A 21,598-nucleotide genomic window follows, 5' to 3' on the forward strand; every position below is an offset into this window, starting at 1 on the left:
TCCCAATACAATTCCGTTCTGAATAAATAAAAATAGTCGACAAGGAATGATACAACGTCATGAGAGTTATTGTGGTTAGTGATTGTGGTTTAACAAAATTATCCTTAGAGATTATTGTTAAAGGAATAAAACGCGTTATAGATAAAAGGCCGGATATTGATGTTGAGTTATATTACTCCGTTGACAATGAAAGTTTATATAACCAATCAAATACCCGAGATATTGTCATTCTTGATGTTGATAACATTCCTGCCATTAAAATTTTTAGCACGATAGGTAAGGTTAGAGAGTTTAACCCCCTTGCTTTTATTATGGTTTTTTGTCGTAAAGACGAAAAAACAGAAGATTTCATTTATTTATCCGTTGTATCTGATGGGATCCTATGCAAGACGGCTTCTGTTGATAGAATAGAGAGTTTAATCGTTAAACTGTTATCTTCACGTAAGCCCCCAAAGAAATTTGATCAATCAAGTTTGACGAAGGAAATAAAAAACCAATTAACGAATAGAGAGAATGAAGTTCTTGAGTGTATATTGTTAGGGTTAAATAATAGTGACATATCAAGAGTACTTGATATGAAGAATAAAACAGCCAGTGCTCACAGGCGAAATATATATAATAAATTAGGCGTTAAAGCAATAAACCAAACTTTAAGGAATCTATTAACGCTGAAATAGAATAGATTCATTTTTATAGTAATGATTATTTTACTGCATGACGGCAATTTCTATTAACCAAGATAATTCTCAATTTTTAGTCTTTCATGGCTATATTCTAGTAAAAACACAGCCTTGTTATATTTTGTTGTTGATTTGCTGATGAAATGTTTTTATTTATTATGGCGAATGGTAATTAATTTCGTTTTTTTTTGCACTATGTCAATAATTCTAATTAATTTTAATTTTTTTTTGCTTTCAATTTAATTAGGTTGTTCCGCTGAGTTATATAAATAAGTTGAAATATAAAACTATTAATTCATAAGAATACGATCTATCCCTCCATTTTAAGTTCTCTCAATAGAATATTTGTCTGCTCATATTGCATTAGATAGTGTATAGATCTGACTTATCACCATTTGACAGCATAAAAGATCACGATGTACAGTGTGGCCTGCTACAAGCGTTGGATTGCATTCTATTGAAAAATACAACTGAAATCGCTATGCAGAAATGGCACCAATGATATCAGTATAAGAGAGTGCATATCCAATAGAAGGTTGAGTACTTATAAAGGATTAATGAGGGTATTTTATGAAATCAGTGGCGATAGTAATATTGATGGCAAGTGCGGTATTAGGAGGGTGCAGCACGAAAGCAAAGGTTGATTCCGAGCAACAGACCGCAGCCATTATCAAAAAAAGCACCAATGATCAATGTGTCAATAATTTCTCTATGGTCAAAAAACTGAATGCAAATGAATTCGGTGTATTTAGAGGGCAGTTTGACAAAATTAATGATATGTATGCATTCTTAGAACAAAATAGAAACATTTTAGATAATGACCCTAAGCAGCTCATTTCTCTTGAATTAGACTCAAAACTTAAAATGGTGTGTGCCAGAGTTAGAAATACTGCGTTCAATGAAGTCCAAAGCAAAGTAAATTATCTTTCACGTATCTAATCAGTTACTCACTAAAATACTGTAGTGTGACTATATGTAACTATTATAACAACTCCGTGTGTAAACTCGTGGTTTAGGTTTTATATCATCATGCTATTCACTTTTTAGTCAGGGTGAACAGTGTATTTTATCATGATATATATACCAATATAACCACTGGGACTAGGGCAGTTTAGTTCGCTAAATTGCTCATTTCTTATCGTTAGTTATTTTATCGCACCATTAATAAACTGAGTTTATTGGGCGAGGTACTGAGCGACATCATTAAAATAATCAATGATGAATTCTCGTATGTCTGTCAATAATAAAACGGCTTATATCTCTGCGGTAACGGATATCGCCATTCAAAATCGGAACTTTGAATTCACTATGAACGGTTTCCACTCAAATAAATTACTCATGCGAGCAGTTGCCATTAATACATTATTAATGCAATTACTGCTGCCTATATCCATAGCATTCACTCCGCTAATATCGTTGTCGGTACGCGCAGATGAACTAGATGAAATAATGACGAAGATGCGATCAGCCGAGATATTGGTTGAATCCACAACAGCACCAGCACCAATATATTCTGAGCAGCCCAAGACCCCCAGTGAAAACTCAGCGGTTCCTGGCAAATTTCAACCCTCGAATCCCTTTATAGCGCAAGAAGACCCGTCCCTTTTACCACCAAGTCAAACACTACCTGATTTGGGATCTGAAAATCAGACATCAGAAATTTCTGCTGCTAATAAGTTTAATCTCACTGAAGATAATGTTGCCAATACTGCCACCCAATTTTGGGGCGTAATGGGCAGCGAGAATTCGACCAAAGCCGCAGAGAGCGCTGTGAGAGGTGTATCCTCCGGGTTGGCTTCACAGGCCGCCTCTGATTGGCTGAACCAATTTGGCCATGCCAGAGTTCAGCTCAATTCTACAGGAACAGCTAATGCGGATATTTTGCTGCCACTGGTTGAATCGCCAAACAATCTACTGTTTGGCCAGCTAGGGGTTCGTTATGATGGAGACCGGACGACAAATAATGTGGGTCTGGGGGTTCGTCAATTTACCGATAACTGGATGTTCGGGGTTAACAGTTTCTATGATTATGATCTGACGGGTAAAAATAGTCGTTTAGGGGCAGGGGCAGAGGTCTGGACTGATAATCTCAAATTCTCCGCCAATGGCTATTTCCGTTTGACAGATTGGCATCAGTCCGTGCTGTCGAGCATGGAAGATTATAATGAACGGCCAGCGAATGGTTTTGATGTCCGGGCCTTGGCATATTTACCCGCGTACCCCCAGTTGGGTGGTTCGTTAATGTATGAAAAATACTTCGGTAAAGGTGTTGCGCTCAACAGTGGAAGTACCGGCCCAAATGACTTAGGTGACTCGCCGTCGGCGCTGACAATAGGGGCGAACTACACGCCAATTCCACTGATAACAGTGGATGTTGCCCACAAGAATGGTCAGAACACCTCAAATGAGCTTCAACTCGGTTTAAACTTTAACTACCGCTTCGGTGTGCCTTGGATTGATCAAATTAATAAAGATGCTGTCGGCTTGATGCGCAGCCTGGCGGGCAGCCGCTATGATCTGGTCGATCGAAACTACAATATTGTTATGCAGTATCAGAAGCAAAATCTGATTAATTTAACGCTGCCAGCCACGATTTCAGCTCATGCGCTGGAAAATGTCACTCTGACGGGGACGGTATCATCAAAATACGGTACTGATCGAGTTGAATGGAGTGCACCGGTTCTGATTACCGCCGGGGGGGCTTTGGCCGCACTGACCACCGAATCAGCTGGCGTTAGACTTCCTGCTTATCAACATCTGCAAAACATCAATAGCTATCAAGTTAGCGCTGTTGCTTATGACATTCGCGGTAATAAATCAAACACCGCCACCACCAACATTATTGTCCAGGAATCGCCGCATCAGATAGCGCTTAGCGTCGTGGGTTCAAGTGCTACTGCCACGGCTGATGGCGCTGCATTAGTGACTTATCGGGCTTCTGTGCTTGATACCGCTAATGGTTCCAATACACCTATGGCGGGCATGAATGTGGCATTCAACACTACTCTGGGTGATGTGGTCTCATCGAGTGCGACCACGGATAGCCAGGGAAGATCGACCGTTTCAGTGAAGAGCACCTTGGCTGGTGGCGGGCAGGTGCATGCTGTGTTGGACAATGGAAACAGGGCACAAGCCGCTGTTGCTTTTACTGCCGATGAGAGTACCGCGAACCTGCTTAGCGAGGATCTGCTGGTCTTGCACAATAATGCTTTGGCAAACGGTGTGGCGACCAACAGTGTTAAGGCAATCGTAAAGGATGCTAACGGTAATGCTGTACCAAACTACCGCGTTAGTTTCAGTGCTGATAACAATGCCACGCTTTCACTCTCCAGTGGTATGACCGGCACTGATGGCTCGCTCACTGTGACATTAACTAATGAGACTACGGGAGTAACCAATGTTACTGCAACGCTAAACGGCGTCAGCCAAAGTGTGCCGGTTAACTTTACCCCTGATAGCGCAACAGCAACCATTGCCGACGGGGCGCTGACGATACTTGTCGATAATGCACTCGCTAATGGACGTGATCGTAACAGTGTCAAAGCGGTAGTCACTGATGCTCGCGGTAATCCTATTCCTAATCAAGTGGTCAGTTTCATCAGCAACAATGGTGCGAGTATTTCCGCTAGTGGGACGACCGGCGCGGACGGTGCAGTGACACAGTCGCTAACCAATATTAAGGCGGGTGTGACGCGAGTGACCGCGACGACTAATGGCGCGAGCCAGAGTGTGGAGGTGACCTTTATTCCAGACTCAAGCACCGCGACTCTGCTGCGCGGCGCTCTCACTGTGACCAATGATAATGCGCTAGCTAATGGTTTAGCCGCCAATACGGTACAAGCTATCGTGACAGATGCTACCGGCAACCGGGTACCTAATCAGGTGGTGACGTTCAGTGCCAATAATAATGCGGTGATTGCTGCCACTGGATCGACCGATGCTGATGGCGTTGTGACGATGCCCGTGGTCAATACCAAAGCGGGTGTGACTGAAGTGATTGCCACGGTCAATGGGAGCAGCCAGAAGGTAAACCTGACCTTTATTCCTGATAGCGGCACGGCGACCATCCTCAGTGGCGCACTGACCGTCATGCATGACAATGCTATTGCCAATGGTGTGGCGAGCAATGCAATAAAAGCTATCGTGACTGATGCCAGCGGTAATGTGGTGCCCAATCTGGCGGTGACATTCAGTGCTGATAATAACGCCACTATAGCTGGCAATGGTACGACGGGCGCGGATGGATCTGTGACGGTGTCACTAACCAACACCATAGCGAGTGTCACTCACGTCACGGCGACAGTTAACGGTAATAGCCAGAGTGTGGATGTCACCTTTATCGCGGACAGCGCTACAGCAACCATCCTCAGCGGCGCACTAACTATCATCCGCGATAATGCACTGGCTAATGGCACGGCGCAGGATGAAGTGAAAGCTATTGTCACCGATGCCACCGGTAACGTGGTGCCCAATCAGATGGTGGCGTTCAGTGCTAATAATGATGCGATCATTGCAGCCAGCGGGACAACCGGAACAGATGGATCTGTGACGATGTCACTTATCAATGCAACTGCGGGGGTTACACGCGTCACGGCGACAGTAAACGGCAACAGTCAAAGTGTGGATGTCACCTTTATTGCGGACCGCAGTACGGCGATTATTCTGAGTGGTGCACTGACTGTTACTCGTAATAATGCGATTGCTAATGGCACGGCGGAGAATGAAGTGAAAGGCATTGTCACGGATGCTACCGGTAATCGGGTGCCCAATCAGTTGGTGACATTCAGTGCCGATAACAATGCCGTGATGGCGGCCAGTGGGACGACGGATAATATGGGAGTGGTGATTTTACCACTGACCAATACCACCAAGGGTATCACTCATGTCACGGCGACGGTCAATGGTAATAGTCGGAATGTCGATGTGTCCTTTACGGCGGACAGCGGCACGGCCACCATCCTCAGTGGGGCACTGACCATTACCCGTGATAATGCGTTGGCCAATGGCACGGCGCAGAATGAGGTAAAAGCGGTTGTCACGGATGCCACCGGTAATAAAGTACCTAATCAGTTGGTGACATTCAGTGCGAATAATAATGCGCTGATGGCGGCCAGTGGCACAACCAATGGTGACGGTGTGGTGACTTTGCCACTGACCAACAGCACGGCGGGTATCACTCAAGTCACGGCTACGGTCAATGGGAACAGCCAAAGTGTCAATGTGTCCTTTATTCCGGACAGCAGTACAGCATCCATCCTTAGTGGGGCATTGACTGCCACGCGCAATAATGCGCTGGCGAATGGTACGGCACAAAATGAGGTGAAAGCGGTTGTCACTGATGCTACAGGTAATGTGGTACCTAATCAGTTGGTGACATTCAGTGCGAATAATAATGCGCTGATGGCGGCCAGTGGCACAACCAATGGTGACGGTGTGGTGACATTGCCACTGACTAACACTACGGCGGGTGTCACTCAAGTCACGGCCACGGTCAATGGGAACAGCCAAAGTGTGGATGTTACCTTTATTGCCGACAGCGGCACGGCGACACTCCTCAGCGGTGCACTGACCATCACCCGTGATAATGCGATTGCCAATGGCACAGCGCAGAATGAGGTAAAAGCGGTTGTCACGGATGCCACCGGTAATAAAGTGCCGAATCAGCTGGTGACATTCAGTGCCAATAACAATGCGCTGATGGCAACCAGTGGCACAACCAATAGTGATGGGGTGGTGATCTTGCCACTGACTAACGTCACTACCGGTATGACTCAGGTCACGGCCACAGTTAACGGTAATAACCAGAGTGTGGGTGTCACCTTTATTGCCGACAGCGGCACGGCGACTATTATCAGCGGTGCACTGACTATCACCCGTGATAATGCGCTGGCGAATGGTACGGCACAAAATGAGGTGAAAGCGATTGTGACTGATGCCACAGGTAATGTGGTGCCAAACCAGGTGGTCACATTCAGTGCCGATGACCAGGGTGTGATGGCGGCCAGTGCGACCACAGATAATCTGGGTGTGGTGACCTTGCCACTGACCAATGTCCGCGCGGGTGTCACTCAGGTCACGGCCACCGTTAACGGGAACAGCCAAAGTGTGGATGTCACCTTTATTCCTGACAGTGCGACAGCAACCATCCTCAGCGGTGCACTGACCATCACCCGAAATAATGCGATCGCCAATGGTGTGGCGCAGAATGAGGTGAAAGCCATTGTCACGGATGCCACCGGTAATGAGGTGCCGAATCAAGTCGTTACATTCAGTGCCAATAACAATACGATAATTGCCGCCAGTGGAACGACGGATAGCCAGGGTATGGTGACTTTGCCTCTGACTAACACTACGGCGGGCGTGACGACGGTGACAGCCACAGTCAACGGTAATAGCCAAAATGTGGTGGCGACGTTCATTGCTGATGAAAGTACGGCAACTATTATTAGCGGGGCTTTCAACATTGAGGATGATGGTGCGGTGGCAAATGGCGTCGCCACGAACAGTGTTAAAGCTGTGGTGACAGATGCTTTGGGAAATCGTGTTCCAAATCTGTTGGTGAACTTCAGCGCGAACAATAATGCGGTAATAGCAGCAAGCGGCACCACTGATAGCAATGGTTCAGTCACATTGACACTCACCAATATCAAATCAGGTATCACCCTAGTGACAGCGGCAGTTAATAGCCAAAGTCTGACCATCGATTCAACCTTTATTCCTGATATCAGCACGGCAATTGTCAGTATTGAGACGGTCACTGGCAATATGCCAGCGGACGGCACCGCGCAAAATAGTGTCAAAGCCAAGGTCACAGATGCATTTGGCAACGTGCTCCCGAATCAGTCAGTCAGTTTCAGCGCAACAAATAACGTGACGATGGCGACTAGCGGAATAACAGGCCCCGATGGTGAAGTCATTATGACATTAATCAATGCTAATCCAGGGGACAGCAAAGTAACGGCAACATTCAATGGCACCACAGATTCTGATGTCGTGACGTTTTTGCCGGTGGCATTCAGTGCCAAATTTACCTTAGCAATGTAAGCCGGTAGGAAAATAGAGTAACGATAATATAGAGAGTATTAAAAATTACCTTTAATACTCTCTTGTTATTACTCGACAATGAATAATCAGGGTGCCAACCCCTTGAGCTAATACCTGCTTTGCAGTCACTCTATCGTGGATATTTATTATGAAACCAGTAAAGTTATTTTTATTTTCATCACTATTTTTAGTATTGCCAAATATGCTATTGGCACATTATGAGGTTAAAAACCCTCAAACCAGTTTGAGTGAGCTTTCTTTTGATTTAATACATACCTATTGGGATGGTACCAATAACCCACCGACAGCGGGTGATAAAGGTTCTCATATGAGCCATATCAATCGATGTAAAAGGGCATCGAATACGGTCTCACTTAATACCTGTGTTTTGCGATATAGATTTAGCATGTTGAACTCAAGTGGTGGAATACTGTCTCCGGATATTCAAACATATGATGTGGATCTTCGCGGCAATGGTTCTTACGACGATGAATTAATGGATGCTGCCACCCATTACGATGCGGTTAAAGTGGCGATTGCACATGGCGTCGCTGTTGATCAACATATTTCAATTTCTCGCGCCAATATTACTTCATTGGCCGGCAGTTCAGGAAAGTTTCGGGTAAGTACCTACGGCGTGGGGAGTATTTGTAGCAGCAGCACCTCTTGTAGTACGCCGACTCCAGATAGCTATACCACCAGTACCCTCGATCTTGTTCAGCAAAATTTAGATGTTGCCTGTGAGGCCAAAGCGGAGGGCGCGACCAGCATTGAGAATATCTTAAGTGGTGAACATATCTATTTATATAATAGTAATGCATCGCGACGGTCAGAAAATATTGGTGCAATTAACTTATCCGTTAACTGTGTTAATTGGTTGCCAACAGCTAAAAGTAAAACTTTGAAGTTTACTATTTCTCCTAATGTGGTCGTGGCGACTGGGAGCAATACTGAAGTGACATGTGGTGCTTATGTCAATGACATATCAACAACTCAGCCCGGATACACTTTCGCCAAAAATATTAGCATACCCGGCTATGACAGTATGATAGTGGAATATGATACTGATCCTATTTATTATGGACTATATGTATCGACACCATCCACTACGGCTGAAACATCCCTTGCACTTAACTGTGATCTCTCTGGAGGATACACACTAAATTAATTCTGAATAAAGCATCTGGCAGAGTGGCTGTCTGGTGTCATTCTGCCTAATTAACTGGCTTGCATTAATTTTACGAATGAGGTTCTTATGACTGAGGAAATTTCAGCGTTAATTATTGATCAACACCCATTAATTCGGTCTGTAGTGAGGGGGATTATAGAATATAAAGGGGGCAAGGTTTATGAAACGGGCGGAGAACTCGAATCGATAAAAATGGCCAATATTTACAAACCAAATTTAATTGTGGTGGATTTTGTCGGGTATAAAAGTATCCAGCTCAATCTTATTCATAAATTAATGATTGTCTCTCCTAAGTCAAAAATACTTATCTATACCTCTTTAATGTCAATTTTTTACTTGAAAAAATGCCTTGAAATAGGGGTTCGTGGTTATGTACATAAAAGGGATGAGGTCATTAATCTTGATGGTGCTATTGATGCGGTGATATCGGGCTATTGCTGTTTTCCTCAGAGTGGATTGCCGGTGAATACAGAATGTGTCATCTAGCAAATACACTAGAAAATAAAAGTATATTGGAATTAATCCTATGAATAGGTTGGTTTCACTTTCTCTGTCTTTTTTTTGGTTTTTTTGGCTGTTCTGTTTTTTTAGTTTACTTATTGTTGAGACGTTCCCTGATATTATGAGCCACATACATTCAATTTATTTGGGCGCTATTGTATCAGCAGAACTCTATGATTCTCTGATTGCTTTCTCTCTATGGCTATCATTTATTTCTGCCATCATTGCCATGTTTTTTATCGATTTACTTTTCAAAAAGGTCAGGAATTTTAGCTAAACAAAATTAAATTTATGTGTATTATCAAAGGAAATAAGCGCTATGGAAGATAAGCTTACAATTATTCAACACCCTTGTTGTTATACCCGGTTTAGCCTGGAGCGTATTCTAAAAAAATTATTAATGAATGAATCGGTAAATATAGTGGCCAGTGTCAGTTCTCTTACTGATTGCTATGATAATCTGGTAAAGTTCCCGGAAACTCATTTGGCTATTCTGAGTTTACGAGGTGAAGATTATACCTCTGGCGATAGTCTTAGTCTGGTTGTCGACTGGTTACGAATACACCGCCCAAATTGTCGTGTGATTATTATCGCCGAAGAGTTTTGTGTCTCTCTGGTAAGGCAGTTCTTTTCCGGCGTCCCCCAAGTTTATGCTGTTATTGCGCAAAATGAGTCTGTTAGTCAATTTATCACTCAACTAAACCGGGTATTCTCAAGCTCCATGGCGCTGAGTAGGAAACTGCCCTGTGTATTATCGAAGCGCGAACGAACGGTACTGGCTTTATTGCTGCAAGGCAAATCAAACAATGACATTGCGGATCATTTGCAATTAAGTAATAAAACTATCAGCTATCATAAGCGCAGTGCTCTGGGTAAATTAGGCATCCCCACCTTACAACCAATGTTAATGAACTCAGGAATTGTCTCGCAGCTATTGGAGAATATCAGTGCCGAACCGCAATACGCGACAGCTTAATATTCTGATGAGTTAGACGATAAAAATAGATTATTACGACTATTTGGTTGATATTGAGAGCCGCTAAGTAGCACTCAATAATGATAGACAGGCCACTGTGACCGCAGTAGCCTGTCTTGAACGATAAAAGAACCCTTCAAGACGTGTTTTAATCAGATTTTTCAAACATAGAACTTCGTTGTTCCATCTCACGCGCTTTCTCTACAAATTCTGGTTGTGCGGCTTCTATGTAGGCAACGACTTTATCTGTCATCCCAAATTTATTATCGAGATAGTTAAGTGTTATAGATTAACGACATTTCCGGGGCGCAGATACTTTTTGAATCCCTGACTGTGAAATTAGTGTAATATGTGCGGTCACGAACCAGCGTGTGGCGGCGTCTGCGTGACTATCACGACGGCATGCTGTGTTCCGAAATGTATTACAATCAATGAGTTCTGCTTGATTGTGAGCTTAACTTATTGATTACAATATATAACACGACGCCTGTGAAGGCGACATTAGAGGTTGCTCAATGAGCGAGAAGTCAGAAGACCAAAAGTTACCCAACGTAAAGTCACCTAGCCCTAAACCGCAGGAAGACAAAGTTGTGGGCGAAAAAACAAAAGTTGTGGGTGAAAAATTACAGAAAATCTTGGCTCGGGCCGGTCATGGTTCACGTCGAGAAATCGAAACAATCATCCAACAAGGCCGCGTCAGCGTTGATGGTAAGATATCAAAGTTGGGCGACCGTGTTGAAGTCACACAGGCCACGAAAATTCGCCTGGACGGCCATCTTCTTTCTATTAAAGAATCTGAAGAGGCTGTGTGCCGTGTTCTGGCATATTACAAGCCGGAAGGTGAACTCTGTACTCGTAATGATCCAGAAGGTCGCCCAACGGTGTTTGATCGTCTGCCTAAACTGCGCGGTTCGCGTTGGGTTGCGGTAGGGCGTTTGGACGTCAATACCTCCGGTTTATTGCTGTTTACCACCGATGGTGAACTGGCCAACCGCTTGATGCACCCCAGCCGTGAAGTTGAACGCGAATATGCGGTACGCGTGTTTGGTCAAATCGATGACGAAAAAATCAAGCAACTTAGCCGTGGTGTTCAATTGGAAGATGGCCCTGCGGCATTCCGCACCATTAGTTTCCAAGGCGGAGAAGGGATTAATCAGTGGTATAACGTCACCTTGACCGAAGGGCGCAACCGCGAAGTTCGCCGCTTGTGGGAAGCTGTCGGTGTACAAGTTAGCCGTCTGATCCGTGTACGTTATGGTGATATCAATCTGCCAAAAGGCCTGCCTCGTGGCGGTTGGACTGAATTGGATTTGAAAGCCACCAATTACCTACGCGAGCTGGTAGAGCTGGATTCTGAAACAGTCAGTAAATTGCCTGTTGAGAAAGACAGACGCCGAGTCAAAGCGAATCAAATTCGTCGTGCGGTTAAACGCCATACTGAAGTCGCAGGCCGTCAGGTTGCCGGTCGTCAAGGTTCAGCCCGTAAAAGTTCTACCCGTCAACATGCAGGTAATGCAGCTCCAGCAGCCGCTACCGGGCGTCGTGGGTCTAACAAGCGCGGATAAGTTATCTATGGGAAGGGATCATTTCCTTCCCATAATTAATTGCATGCATTCCTTTACCCCTTTCTCAACTATTCCTTTTTTCTCCCTGTAGTATAACAAACTTACTTTGTTTCTTTCGAAAGCATAAATTACCTATAAAAAATGGTTTTACAGCATATACATATCATCAACCAAGGTTTGATAGCGCTGGTCTCGGGATATTCGGTGTGGCTACATTGCTCTTGGGGAATCCCCCATCGGATTTAAAATCTCAGGAGCATTAACATGAAAAAATCACTGTTAACCACCAGCGCCGCTATTTTATTTGTTGTTGGCACCGGATTTTCCTCTGTGACTTATGCTTGTAGTGGCCCTCACTCGCATTACGGTGACATTTGTGAAAAGACCTGTGGTCCGCTTTCAGAACCGTGGAAAACAATCTGCTATTTTGGTGGTACACAGCATAAAGGCCAGCCGTCGAGCCAAGTGGCTCCGGGGATGGGAACGTTAGCTCCCGCCCTTGGGACACTGACGCCGCCAAAGATACCTATGACGCCACTTGAGAAGTGATGAGAAATCAATATGGGTGAGTGAAGTTTGGATGTCATTATCACTCTAAAGCTAATAATGCCGTGGATATTCTCTCCGCGGCACCTTTTTGAGTTGAATGATTGCTGAAAATTACCAGTCAATACCTTGCTGTGCCTTAATTCCGGCATCAAAAGCATGTTTCACCGGGCGTAATTCACTGACGGTATCCGCCAGTTCCAATAGATCTCGATGGCAACCACGGCCAGTAATTATCACTGTTTGATGAGCAGGGCGCTGTTTTAGCGCGTCCACCACGTCATCCAGTGATAGGTAGTCATAAGCGACCATATAAGTCAGTTCATCCAGTACCACTAAATCTAAGGCAGGATCCGCTAACATCCGCCGTGCGTGTTGCCAGGCCTCCTGACAAGCCGCAGTATCTGTTGCTCTATTTTGTGTATTCCAGGTAAACCCAGTGGCCATCACCTGAAACTCAACACCATGTTGTTGCAGCAGATTTTTCTCGCCGTTCGGCCATTCACCTTTAATAAACTGTATGACACCTGCTTTCAATCCATGACCAACAGCACGGGTCACGGTACCAAATGCGGCGGTGGTCTTACCTTTGCCATTCCCGGTAAAAATAATCAAGATGCCGCGAGTTTCTTGCGCTGCTGCAATCCGTGACTCAACCTTTTCTTTTATTTTTTGTTGGCGTTGCTGGTGGCGTTCTTCAGACATGAAACATTCCTTTATTCTGCGGGGCCGGGTTTACGGCCAGGTTGTGCATCGAAACTGATACCCGTCTTTCTGCGGCTATCGTCGCCCATCAAGTAGAGATACAGTGGCATAATCTCCGCTGGTGTTTTTAACTTACTGGCATCTTCATCCGGGAAAGCGTTCGCCCGCATCTGCGTGCGCGTTCCCCCTGGATTAATGCAATTAACCCTCAGGTTAGCGTGTTTATATTCTTCGGAAAGCACTTGCATCATGCCCTCAGTGGCAAATTTTGACACGGCATAAGCTCCCCATCCGGCTCTGCCCTGACGACCAACACTGGAACTGGTAAAAACTAAAGAGGCACTGGGCGATTTCAATAGTAATGGTAAAAGTGCTTGGGTGAGCATAAATGTTGCATTGACATTCACTTGCATGACTTCTTGCCAGACGGTGATATCTTGCTCGACCATCGGGGCTATCTCACCTAATAAACCGGCATTATGCAATACACCGTCCAGAGACGGAACCTGCTGGCTAAGCGTCTCCGCCAATTGTTGGCAATCTGTCACGCTGGCATGCAGCAAATCCAGTTCGCAAACGGTAGCCAGTTGACCACCGGCCGCGGAAATTTGTTGCTGTACAGCAACCAGCTTGTGCCGGGTTCGGCCGACGAGAATCAAGCGAGCACCAAAACGTGCATAAGTCAGAGCCGCTTCGCGACCAATGCCATCACCTGCACCCGTCACTAAAATAGTGCGATTATCGAGCAGGTCGTGTTTAGGTTGGTAATGCATAATTATTCCTTTTACGGGCGGCGGGAATTGAGCTCTTATGTGCCGCGATATCTCTTACATTCTTATATTTAAGCGAAACCAATGCAATTTTTCATTTGGGCAAGACGGCGGCTTAAGGGTTCGCTAGAATGCAGGTATCTCTTTAATAGCAGATGAATAAAGGCGGTATTTGTGGAGTTATTTTCTCTATACGGATTGTTTCTCGCTAAAGTCGTGACCATTGTGGTCGCAATCGGTGCGGTAGTATTACTGGTTGTCAGCCAAGGAATGAGGAAACAAGGGCAACGGGGAGAACTCAATCTGGTTGATCTGGGTGAGCAATATAAGGAAATGCAACGTGAAATGCGCTTGGCTCGCCTGAGCCATGTTGAGCAAAAAGCCTGGGTCAAGGAATTTAAAAAGCAGCAAAAATCTGATCAAAAACTCAAGAAGCAACGCGCTAAATCGGGCGCGGTAGCTGCTGTCAAACCTTGCCTGTATGTCATTGACTTCAAAGGGAGTATTGATGCCCATGAAGTCACTTCATTGCGCGAAGAAATTTCTGCGGTGTTGGCAGTGGCGACGGCTCAGGATGAAGTGTTGCTAAGACTGGAAAGCCCTGGTGGTGTGGTACACGGCTATGGTCTGGCGGCGTCGCAATTGGAGCGTCTGCGTCACAAAGGTATTCGTCTGACTGTTGCGGTGGATAAAGTTGCCGCCAGTGGCGGGTATATGATGGCCTGTGTTGCTGACCGCATTATTAGCGCACCGTTCGCCATTATTGGTTCTATTGGCGTCGTTGCCCAAATACCCAACTTCCATCGTTTACTGAAAAAGAACGATATTGATGTTGAGCTGCATACTGCCGGTGAATTTAAGCGAACTCTGACATTGTTTGGGGAAAATACTGAGCAAGGGCGCGAAAAATTCCGGGAAGATTTGAATGAAACGCATCTGCTATTTAAGCAGTTTGTCCAGCAACAACGGCCTTCTTTGGATATCGATGCAGTTGCAACAGGCGAACATTGGTTTGGTACCCAAGCCAAAGAGAAAGGGTTGGTTGATGCCATTGGTACCAGTGATGATTTTCTGATTGCTGAAATGGATAATCATGAAGTTATTGGTGTGCGTTATTCACGCCGTAAACGGTTAATGGATCGCTTTACCGGTAGTGTCGCAGAAAGTGCGGATCGTCTATTATTACGTTGGTGGCAGCGCGGTGAAAAACCCCTGTTATAAGCGGATATAAAGCGAATTTGATGTAAAAAAAACAGGGGCGTGGCCCCTGTTTTTTTGCTCAACCACTAAAAGATAACGCAGTAAAAAAAAGAATAATCTGCCATTAGTCGATTAAATGATATTTAGCAGACAACACGTGCGCGAGATGTTTAAACATATTAAATACGGCGGTTGTTTTGGCTGTAGGTAAGCCTTGCTCATCGAGAAAGAATTCCCCACGAAATACTAAAACGGGGCCTTTTTGCTCAACTTCAGTGGCTTTCATCCCATGCAGATAATCTTCATGTTGACGAATAATCTCATTAGCTTCTGCCAATAATTTATTACGTTCAATCGGTGTTGTGTTTCCGAGCATCATATTTCCTCAATACAATTATATTTCCTCACCACAAGGTGATTTCTCTTACTATTGTACTGTGGGTTAGCATTTGTTCGCAAACCGACTAAGGTTTATTCGAGCTACTGGTAGGTTTGTTATCACAATTGGATAAATTCAGATTCCGAGCTAATTAGGTTGCGCGTCGCTTTTTATCAGGTACAGTGTGGGATTTTATACTATTAGGTGGAAGGTTTTGTTGACGCCATGGGGCAGAATTCACTGCTGTTACACTGGGCGCAGACAAAGATTTTGACAGATCGTCAACTGGGCTTCGGAAAGCGCTTTTATGGCTCCGATCAAAAAAACAGGTTGATCTCCTGAAAAAGTACCGCAATATAAAAAAGAGATTCAGAATGCCGCGGTACGGCAAGATAAAAACCTTCTTTTAGAAGAAATAATTTAGGTAAAGGTAATTATGGGTAAAGCTCTCGTAATAGTTGAGTCCCCGGCAAAAGCCAAAACTATTAATAAATACTTAGGGAATAACTACGTGGTTAAGTCCAGTGTCGGTCACATTCGTGATTTGCCGACCAGTGGCTCAGCCAGTAAAAAGAGCGCTAACTCAACTGAAGATAAAGCCAAGAAAGCCGACAAGCCCAAAACTAAAGTAAAGAAAGACGAAAAGGTTGCGTTAGTTAACCGCATGGGCGTCGACCCTTATCATGGCTGGAAAGCGCAGTATGAAATTTTGCCCGGCAAAGAAAAAGTGGTTGCCGAGCTTAAAGCATTAGCCGAAAACGCCGACCATATCTATCTCGCAACCGACCTTGACCGCGAAGGAGAGGCAATCGCCTGGCATTTGCGGGAAGTCATTGGTGGTGACGATACGCGTTTCAGTCGTGTCGTGTTTAACGAAATCACAAAAAATGCTATCCAACAGGCGTTTAATCAACCGGGTGAATTAAATATCAACCGGGTAAATGCCCAGCAAGCTCGTCGCTTTATGGACCGGGTTGTGGGGTATATGGTTTCTCCTCTGTTGTGGAAAAAGATTGCCCGTGGTCTGTCAGCTGGGCGTGTGCAGTCGGTCGCGGTACGTTTGGTGGTTGAACGTGAGCGGGATATTAAAGCATTCGTCCCTGAAGAATACTGGGAGTTGCATGCCGACTTGCTGGCGAAAGGTGAAGTTCCTATTCAAATGGAAGTCACCCATGCTCACAATAAACCCTTTAAACCAGTAAACCGTGAGCAGACCCATGCCGCGCTTCAATTGCTGGAAAATGCGCGCTACAAAGTGCTGGATCGTGAAGACAAACCCACCAGCAGCAAGCCGGGTGCGCCGTTTATTACTTCTACCTTGCAGCAGGCCGCCAGTACCCGCCTGAGCTTTGGTGTGAAGAAAACCATGATGATGGCGCAGCGCTTGTATGAAGCGGGCCATATTACCTATATGCGTACTGACTCCACCAACTTAAGTCAGGATGCTCTGACCATGGTGCGCGGTTATATTGGTGATAACTTTGGCGATAAATATTTGCCATCAGCGCCGAACCAATACAGTAGCAAAGAGAATTCACAAGAAGCGCATGAAGCTATTCGTCCTTCTGATGTGAATGTGCTGGCTGAGCAGTTAAAAGATATGGAAGCTGACGCCCAGAAGCTCTATCAGCTGATTTGGCGTCAGTTTGTGGCCTGTCAGATGACGCCGGCTAAGTATGATTCCACTACATTGACCGTCCAGGCTGGCGATTTCCAACTGCGCGCTAAAGGCCGAACTTTACGCTTCGATGGTTGGACCAAGGTCATGCCGGCTTTGCGCAAAGGTGATGAAGACCGAACCTTGCCTGTGATTGAAGTAGGCAGTGAACTGGATTTACAAAAGCTGATCCCAAGCCAGCACTTCACCAAACCGCCAGCGCGTTACAGCGAAGCGTCATTGGTAAAAGAGCTGGAAAAACGGGGTATTGGCCGCCCATCCACCTATGCATCGATTATTTCGACCATCCAGGACCGTGGTTATGTCCGGGTAGAGAACCGCCGTTTCTATGCCGAGAAAATGGGTGAAATCGTAACCGATCGTCTGGAAGAAAACTTCCGCGAGTTGATGAATTATGATTTCACCGCGCGTATGGAAAGTGGGTTGGATCAGGTTGCTAATAATCAGGCTGAGTGGAAAGCGGTGCTAGATGGCTTCTTTGCCGAGTTCAGCGAGCAGCTTGAAAAGGCGGAAAAAGATCCTGAAGAGGGCGGTATGCGCCCGAATCAAATGGTGATGACCAGCATCGATTGCCCAACTTGTGGCCGTCAGATGGGGATTCGTACTGCCAGCACTGGGGTATTCCTGGGGTGTTCAGGTTACGCATTACCACCAAAAGAGCGCTGTAAAACCACCATCAATCTGGTGCCGGAAGCTGAAATTCTCAATATTCTGGAAGGTGATGATGCGGAAACCAATGCATTACGCGCCAAACGTCGTTGTCAGAAATGTGGCACCGCCATGGATAGCTATCTGATTGATAACCAGCGTAAATTGCATGTTTGTGGTAATAACCCGGCATGTGATGGTTATGAGATAGAAGAAGGCGAGTTCCGCATCAAGGGCTATGAAGGCCCAATTGTTGAGTGTGAAAAGTGTGGTTCTGAAATGCATCTGAAAATGGGGCGTTTTGGTAAGTACATGGGCTGCACCAATGATGAGTGCAAAAATACCCGTAAGATCTTGCGCAGTGGCGAAGTCGCGCCACCGAAAGAGGATCCGGTACCTTTGCCAGAACTACCATGCGAAAAGTCAGATGCTTATTTCGTGTTACGTGATGGCGCTGCGGGTGTCTTCCTGGCTGCCAATACTTTCCCTAAATCGCGCGAAACCCGTGCGCCGCTGGTAGAAGAATTGGTTCGCTTTAAAGACCGTTTACCTGAAAAATTGCGTTATTTGGCTGACGCGCCAGTGACGGATAACGAAGGTAATAAGACTCTGGTTCGCTTCAGCCGCAAAACCAAGCAACAGTATGTTTCCTCCGAGAAAGAGGGGAAAGCGACCGGCTGGTCGGCTTTCTATATTGATGGTAAATGGGTTGAAGCTAAAAAATAGGTGCTTTGACATCCATCTGAATGCGGCTGATCGAATGCTTTTTTGCTGAGTAGCCAAAATATTTGTGGTGTGAAATACTGAGCCGTACATGTAAAAACCAGCCTAAATGGCTGGTTTTTTTATTGGGCTAATCTATTCAAGTGTTTTATAGTCTTGGTTAAACCTTTGAAGTTATAAATTGTTACCTGCTGTCTATGTTGGGCAAAACTCTGATTATTTTGGGCTAATATTCTATAACTTAAATCATTAATAGCACGGGTATGCACGCAGATTAAAGCCGCAGGTTAAGTCGAGATAAAAACGACATAACAAGGTGTATACAGGGGTTGATGAAATGATATAGTAGTTATATAAAATAGTTTTTTATCACCTAATGTTATTATAAGGTCAATACTGACCACTTTGGCATCATGCAGTTATGGGTTTCAGTTGATAACTTCTCGGCATACCGGGTGATACCGATATACCAAACTGTGGGCCTCCCGCAGTGTTTAACCTAGGATGGTATAGATATGAAATTGCAGCAGCTCCGTTATATTGTTGAGGTGGTAAATCATAACCTTAACGTATCATCCACCGCAGAAGGCCTGTACACCTCGCAACCAGGGATCAGTAAGCAGGTCCGAATGCTGGAAGATGAGCTGGGTATCCAGATTTTTGCCCGCAGCGGTAAACACCTTACACAGGTAACCCCCGCAGGGCTGGAAATCATCCGTATTGCCCGTGAAGTTCTCTCAAAAGTTGATGCCATTAAAGCTGTCGCCGGTGAACATACTTATCCGGATAAAGGCTCTTTGTATGTCGCGACCACCCACACGCAAGCGCGCTACGCGTTACCGAATGTCATCAAAGGTTTTATTGAGCGCTATCCGCGCGTGTCGTTGCATATGCATCAAGGGTCACCAACACAAATAGCAGAAGCGGTTTCGAAAGGCAGCGCCGACTTTGCGATTGCGACGGAAGCGCTGCATTTATATGATGACCTGATTATGTTGCCGTGCTACCACTGGAACCGTGCGGTGGTGGTGAAGCCCGATCATCCATTAGCCGGTAAATCCCACGTTAGCATTGAAGAGCTGGCCGCCTATCCGATTGTGACCTATACCTTTGGTTTCACTGGGCGTTCTGAACTGGACACCGCGTTTAACCGCGCAGGCCTGACCCCGCGTATTGTCTTTACCGCGACAGATGCAGATGTCATTAAAACTTACGTGAGATTAGGGCTGGGTGTGGGGGTTATCGCCAGCATGGCTGTTGACCCGATCCAAGACCCTGATCTGGTTACGGTCGATGCGCGAGATATCTTTACCTACAGCACCACTAAGATTGGCTTCCGCCGCAGTACCTTCCTGCGCAGTTATATGTATGACTTTATTTTACGTTTTGCCCCTCATTTAACGCGAGATGTGGTGGATAAAGCGGTTGCGCTGCGCTCGAATGAAGACATCGAGGCGATGTTTAAAGATATTAAACTGCCGACGAAGTAATGCTAGCATCGATTAAAAAAGCCCCTGCAAAGGGGCTTTTTGCATGATTAGCGTTTCTTATTGGCTTGTGCGAGTACAGAGCCCGCGAGTGTCTTGGCTTTTTCACTGGACTCGGGGTTTGCCAGAACTTGTGCCGCGACATCTTCCATATAAACGCCGGTCTGATTATCAGTATTGGTCTGAGAGAGTGCCGAACCCGCCAGGCTCTTTTCGAGCGCGGAAGCATTCGGGTCTTTTAGTATTCTTGCCGCCTGCGCCGCGACCGATGCTGATGTTTTCTTTTTATTCCTGGACATTAATTGATCTCATTTTGTGTGTAGGGTGTACCTGATGTTGTGTTTTAACAACACAACATATTATTTATGACTGTATAAAAAAGCAGTATGACATTCAAATTAAATTGCCTGAAAATATAGTTTATAACCTTAATTGAAGAATTAATTTTATTTCAATAACGAAAATAATAAGTGTAAATTCAAAAGATAATTCAAAATTAGTTTGATATTTTATTGATATGCAATCTTGGTTTTATATAAACATAGTCAAGAGGGATAAATGTCTAGAATATCTTACCCAATAGAGTCTCTGGGGCTAACTAATACAGTTGGCGCATTAAAGAGTAACAATACTCCAATTGAAAAAAAACAATTTTATATTGATGGGGAATGTTCGGGTGGCTATAAAAATATTAAGGAAGTATTAGAACGCTTGGTTCATAAAGGGTGGTTAAAAGCAGGCACTGACGATGATGATAAGAGGAGAATTGCTGTACTGAATGTAGTGAGTCGATATTCAATGGCAACAGTTGCTCTGGAGCATGCCAAGAGAGGGCATCCTTATTTACATCATGATGATATTTCAATGGAATTCAAGCTCGATAGGCATCACGGACTTGAAATGCATTATTCAGTACCTTATACCGATGGGGCTCAACTTTTATTCACTTTGGACTGTCAACTATTTTTAGGTAAAGACTTTACGTTAAATGAAGAGACGTCGCGCATTTTTTTTAAGTTTGAGAAACAGTGTCCTGGCGAATTAAGACGTGACGTAAATCGCAACGGTATAATAAAAATGATTTTAGAGTGGTTTAAAGAATTATTTACCCCCAACTCTTATGCTATAGCTAATACTATGCCAGGTTCAAAAAATCCAACTGAAATAGGTACTCCGAAACTGGCATATGCAAACCTTGGAGTTATTGAATCAAAAAATTATGAACAAGTTGAAGAGATTTTTTCAGAATGTGATTTTGTATTTGAAGAAGATAGCTACTCTGAGGACGATATACTTGAAATTGAAGATAAAGATAGTGGCTCAGAAAAAAGCTATGTAGCAGGAGAAAGCGTGGGATATGTTAATGGCTTTATTGACGGAGTAAAAGAGCGCAAAAATTATATTTAGACCGTCTATCATAGCAATCGCCATTGTTGCCAAAATGTTAATGTTTCTTTGTGTTATATTAATTCTAGACCTCATGATTTCAAGGGAATTGCCTTGTTGA

General features: G+C 44.8%; 16 protein-coding genes. 12 read left to right on the top strand and 4 right to left on the bottom strand.

Features of this window, described 5'->3' with window-relative positions; all coding sequences use genetic code 11:
- Positions 1-59 precede the first annotated feature (59 nt).
- From DX162_RS16055 to DX162_RS16095, 8 genes are all read left to right on the top strand, one after another.
- Positions 60-677: a helix-turn-helix transcriptional regulator gene (locus DX162_RS16055; protein ID WP_004390871.1), complete on the top strand. Its 618-nt coding sequence runs from the start codon at positions 60-62 to the stop codon at positions 675-677.
- Positions 678-1,250: 573 nt separating this feature from the next.
- On the top strand, positions 1,251-1,619 hold the full coding sequence (locus DX162_RS16060) for a hypothetical protein (RefSeq protein ID WP_004390870.1): 369 nt from the start codon (positions 1,251-1,253) through the stop codon (positions 1,617-1,619).
- 291 nt (positions 1,620-1,910) lie between these two features.
- The gene (locus DX162_RS16065; protein ID WP_050413806.1) at positions 1,911-7,724 is read left to right on the top strand and encodes an inverse autotransporter beta-barrel domain-containing protein; all 5,814 of its coding nucleotides are present in this window, start codon (positions 1,911-1,913) and stop codon (positions 7,722-7,724) included.
- Positions 7,725-7,872: 148 nt separating this feature from the next.
- Entirely contained in the window at positions 7,873-8,892 is a 1,020-nt protein-coding gene (locus DX162_RS16070; protein ID WP_004390866.1) for a hypothetical protein, read from the top strand.
- An 87-nt stretch (positions 8,893-8,979) separates the two neighbouring features.
- Positions 8,980-9,399 (top strand): response regulator, encoded by a 420-nt coding sequence (locus DX162_RS16075; protein WP_071777621.1) that lies wholly within the window; start codon positions 8,980-8,982, stop codon positions 9,397-9,399.
- Between the two features lie 334 nt (positions 9,400-9,733).
- Positions 9,734-10,390, top strand: coding sequence for a helix-turn-helix transcriptional regulator (locus tag DX162_RS22775; protein WP_004390862.1), 657 nt, complete (start codon positions 9,734-9,736; stop codon positions 10,388-10,390).
- Between the two features lie 515 nt (positions 10,391-10,905).
- Positions 10,906-11,955: a 23S rRNA pseudouridine(2605) synthase RluB gene (gene rluB / locus DX162_RS16090; RefSeq protein WP_032819945.1), complete on the top strand. Its 1,050-nt coding sequence runs from the start codon at positions 10,906-10,908 to the stop codon at positions 11,953-11,955.
- 264 nt (positions 11,956-12,219) lie between these two features.
- Positions 12,220-12,504, top strand: coding sequence for a hypothetical protein (locus DX162_RS16095; protein WP_004390860.1), 285 nt, complete (start codon positions 12,220-12,222; stop codon positions 12,502-12,504).
- Positions 12,505-12,615: 111 nt separating this feature from the next.
- Here DX162_RS16095 and cobO read toward each other — a convergent pair whose 3' ends face one another.
- The gene (gene cobO, locus DX162_RS16100; protein ID WP_098080830.1) at positions 12,616-13,206 is read right to left on the bottom strand and encodes a cob(I)yrinic acid a,c-diamide adenosyltransferase; all 591 of its coding nucleotides are present in this window, start codon (positions 13,204-13,206) and stop codon (positions 12,616-12,618) included.
- An 11-nt stretch (positions 13,207-13,217) separates the two neighbouring features.
- Positions 13,218-13,979, bottom strand: a complete 762-nt coding sequence (locus tag DX162_RS16105; protein ID WP_004390858.1) for a YciK family oxidoreductase — start codon at positions 13,977-13,979, stop codon at positions 13,218-13,220.
- A 171-nt stretch (positions 13,980-14,150) separates the two neighbouring features.
- Here DX162_RS16105 and sohB point away from each other — a divergent pair, with 171 nt between their 5' ends.
- Complete coding sequence (gene sohB, locus DX162_RS16110) at positions 14,151-15,197, top strand: protease SohB (protein WP_098080831.1); 1,047 nt, start codon at positions 14,151-14,153, stop codon at positions 15,195-15,197.
- 103 nt (positions 15,198-15,300) lie between these two features.
- On the opposite strand, the gene DX162_RS16115 is transcribed toward sohB, so the two are convergent.
- On the bottom strand, positions 15,301-15,552 hold the full coding sequence (locus tag DX162_RS16115) for a YciN family protein (RefSeq protein ID WP_032819944.1): 252 nt from the start codon (positions 15,550-15,552) through the stop codon (positions 15,301-15,303).
- A 439-nt stretch (positions 15,553-15,991) separates the two neighbouring features.
- Between DX162_RS16115 and topA the strand changes: the two genes are divergently transcribed.
- Together topA and cysB are read left to right on the top strand one after the other, a co-directional pair.
- Positions 15,992-18,607, top strand: a complete 2,616-nt coding sequence (topA, locus tag DX162_RS16120) for a type I DNA topoisomerase (RefSeq protein WP_004390854.1) — start codon at positions 15,992-15,994, stop codon at positions 18,605-18,607.
- A 512-nt stretch (positions 18,608-19,119) separates the two neighbouring features.
- Complete coding sequence (gene cysB, locus DX162_RS16125) at positions 19,120-20,094, top strand: HTH-type transcriptional regulator CysB (RefSeq protein ID WP_004876199.1); 975 nt, start codon at positions 19,120-19,122, stop codon at positions 20,092-20,094.
- 47 nt (positions 20,095-20,141) lie between these two features.
- On the opposite strand, the gene DX162_RS16130 is transcribed toward cysB, so the two are convergent.
- Positions 20,142-20,390 (bottom strand): hypothetical protein, encoded by a 249-nt coding sequence (locus tag DX162_RS16130; protein WP_004390852.1) that lies wholly within the window; start codon positions 20,388-20,390, stop codon positions 20,142-20,144.
- Positions 20,391-20,649: 259 nt separating this feature from the next.
- Between DX162_RS16130 and DX162_RS16135 the strand changes: the two genes are divergently transcribed.
- Positions 20,650-21,498 carry a hypothetical protein gene (locus tag DX162_RS16135; RefSeq protein WP_098080832.1) on the top strand — a complete coding sequence of 283 codons (849 nt, stop codon included), beginning with the start codon at positions 20,650-20,652 and terminating at the stop codon, positions 21,496-21,498.
- Positions 21,499-21,598 lie beyond the last annotated feature (100 nt).

Source organism: Yersinia kristensenii, assembly GCF_900460525.1.
In the GTDB taxonomy this organism is placed as follows: Bacteria; Pseudomonadota; Gammaproteobacteria; order Enterobacterales; family Enterobacteriaceae; genus Yersinia; species Yersinia kristensenii.

What these genes read in the sequence shown, in the direction of transcription:
- DX162_RS22775 (WP_004390862.1), top strand. Translation starts at nt 9,734, where the DNA reads ATGGAAGATAAGCTTACAATTATTCAACACCCTTGTTGTTATACCCGG.
- DX162_RS16070 (WP_004390866.1), top strand. Translation starts at nt 7,873, where the DNA reads ATGAAACCAGTAAAGTTATTTTTATTTTCATCACTATTTTTAGTATTG.
- DX162_RS16130 (WP_004390852.1), bottom strand. Translation starts at nt 20,390, where the DNA reads ATGTCCAGGAATAAAAAGAAAACATCAGCATCGGTCGCGGCGCAGGCG.
- DX162_RS16135 (WP_098080832.1), top strand. Translation starts at nt 20,650, where the DNA reads ATGTCTAGAATATCTTACCCAATAGAGTCTCTGGGGCTAACTAATACA.
- cysB (WP_004876199.1), top strand. Translation starts at nt 19,120, where the DNA reads ATGAAATTGCAGCAGCTCCGTTATATTGTTGAGGTGGTAAATCATAAC.
- DX162_RS16065 (WP_050413806.1), top strand. Translation starts at nt 1,911, where the DNA reads ATGTCTGTCAATAATAAAACGGCTTATATCTCTGCGGTAACGGATATC.
- DX162_RS16105 (WP_004390858.1), bottom strand. Translation starts at nt 13,979, where the DNA reads ATGCATTACCAACCTAAACACGACCTGCTCGATAATCGCACTATTTTA.
- rluB (WP_032819945.1), top strand. Translation starts at nt 10,906, where the DNA reads ATGAGCGAGAAGTCAGAAGACCAAAAGTTACCCAACGTAAAGTCACCT.
- DX162_RS16115 (WP_032819944.1), bottom strand. Translation starts at nt 15,552, where the DNA reads ATGCTCGGAAACACAACACCGATTGAACGTAATAAATTATTGGCAGAA.
- topA (WP_004390854.1), top strand. Translation starts at nt 15,992, where the DNA reads ATGGGTAAAGCTCTCGTAATAGTTGAGTCCCCGGCAAAAGCCAAAACT.
- cobO (WP_098080830.1), bottom strand. Translation starts at nt 13,206, where the DNA reads ATGTCTGAAGAACGCCACCAGCAACGCCAACAAAAAATAAAAGAAAAG.
- DX162_RS16075 (WP_071777621.1), top strand. Translation starts at nt 8,980, where the DNA reads ATGACTGAGGAAATTTCAGCGTTAATTATTGATCAACACCCATTAATT.
- DX162_RS16055 (WP_004390871.1), top strand. Translation starts at nt 60, where the DNA reads ATGAGAGTTATTGTGGTTAGTGATTGTGGTTTAACAAAATTATCCTTA.
- DX162_RS16095 (WP_004390860.1), top strand. Translation starts at nt 12,220, where the DNA reads ATGAAAAAATCACTGTTAACCACCAGCGCCGCTATTTTATTTGTTGTT.
- DX162_RS16060 (WP_004390870.1), top strand. Translation starts at nt 1,251, where the DNA reads ATGAAATCAGTGGCGATAGTAATATTGATGGCAAGTGCGGTATTAGGA.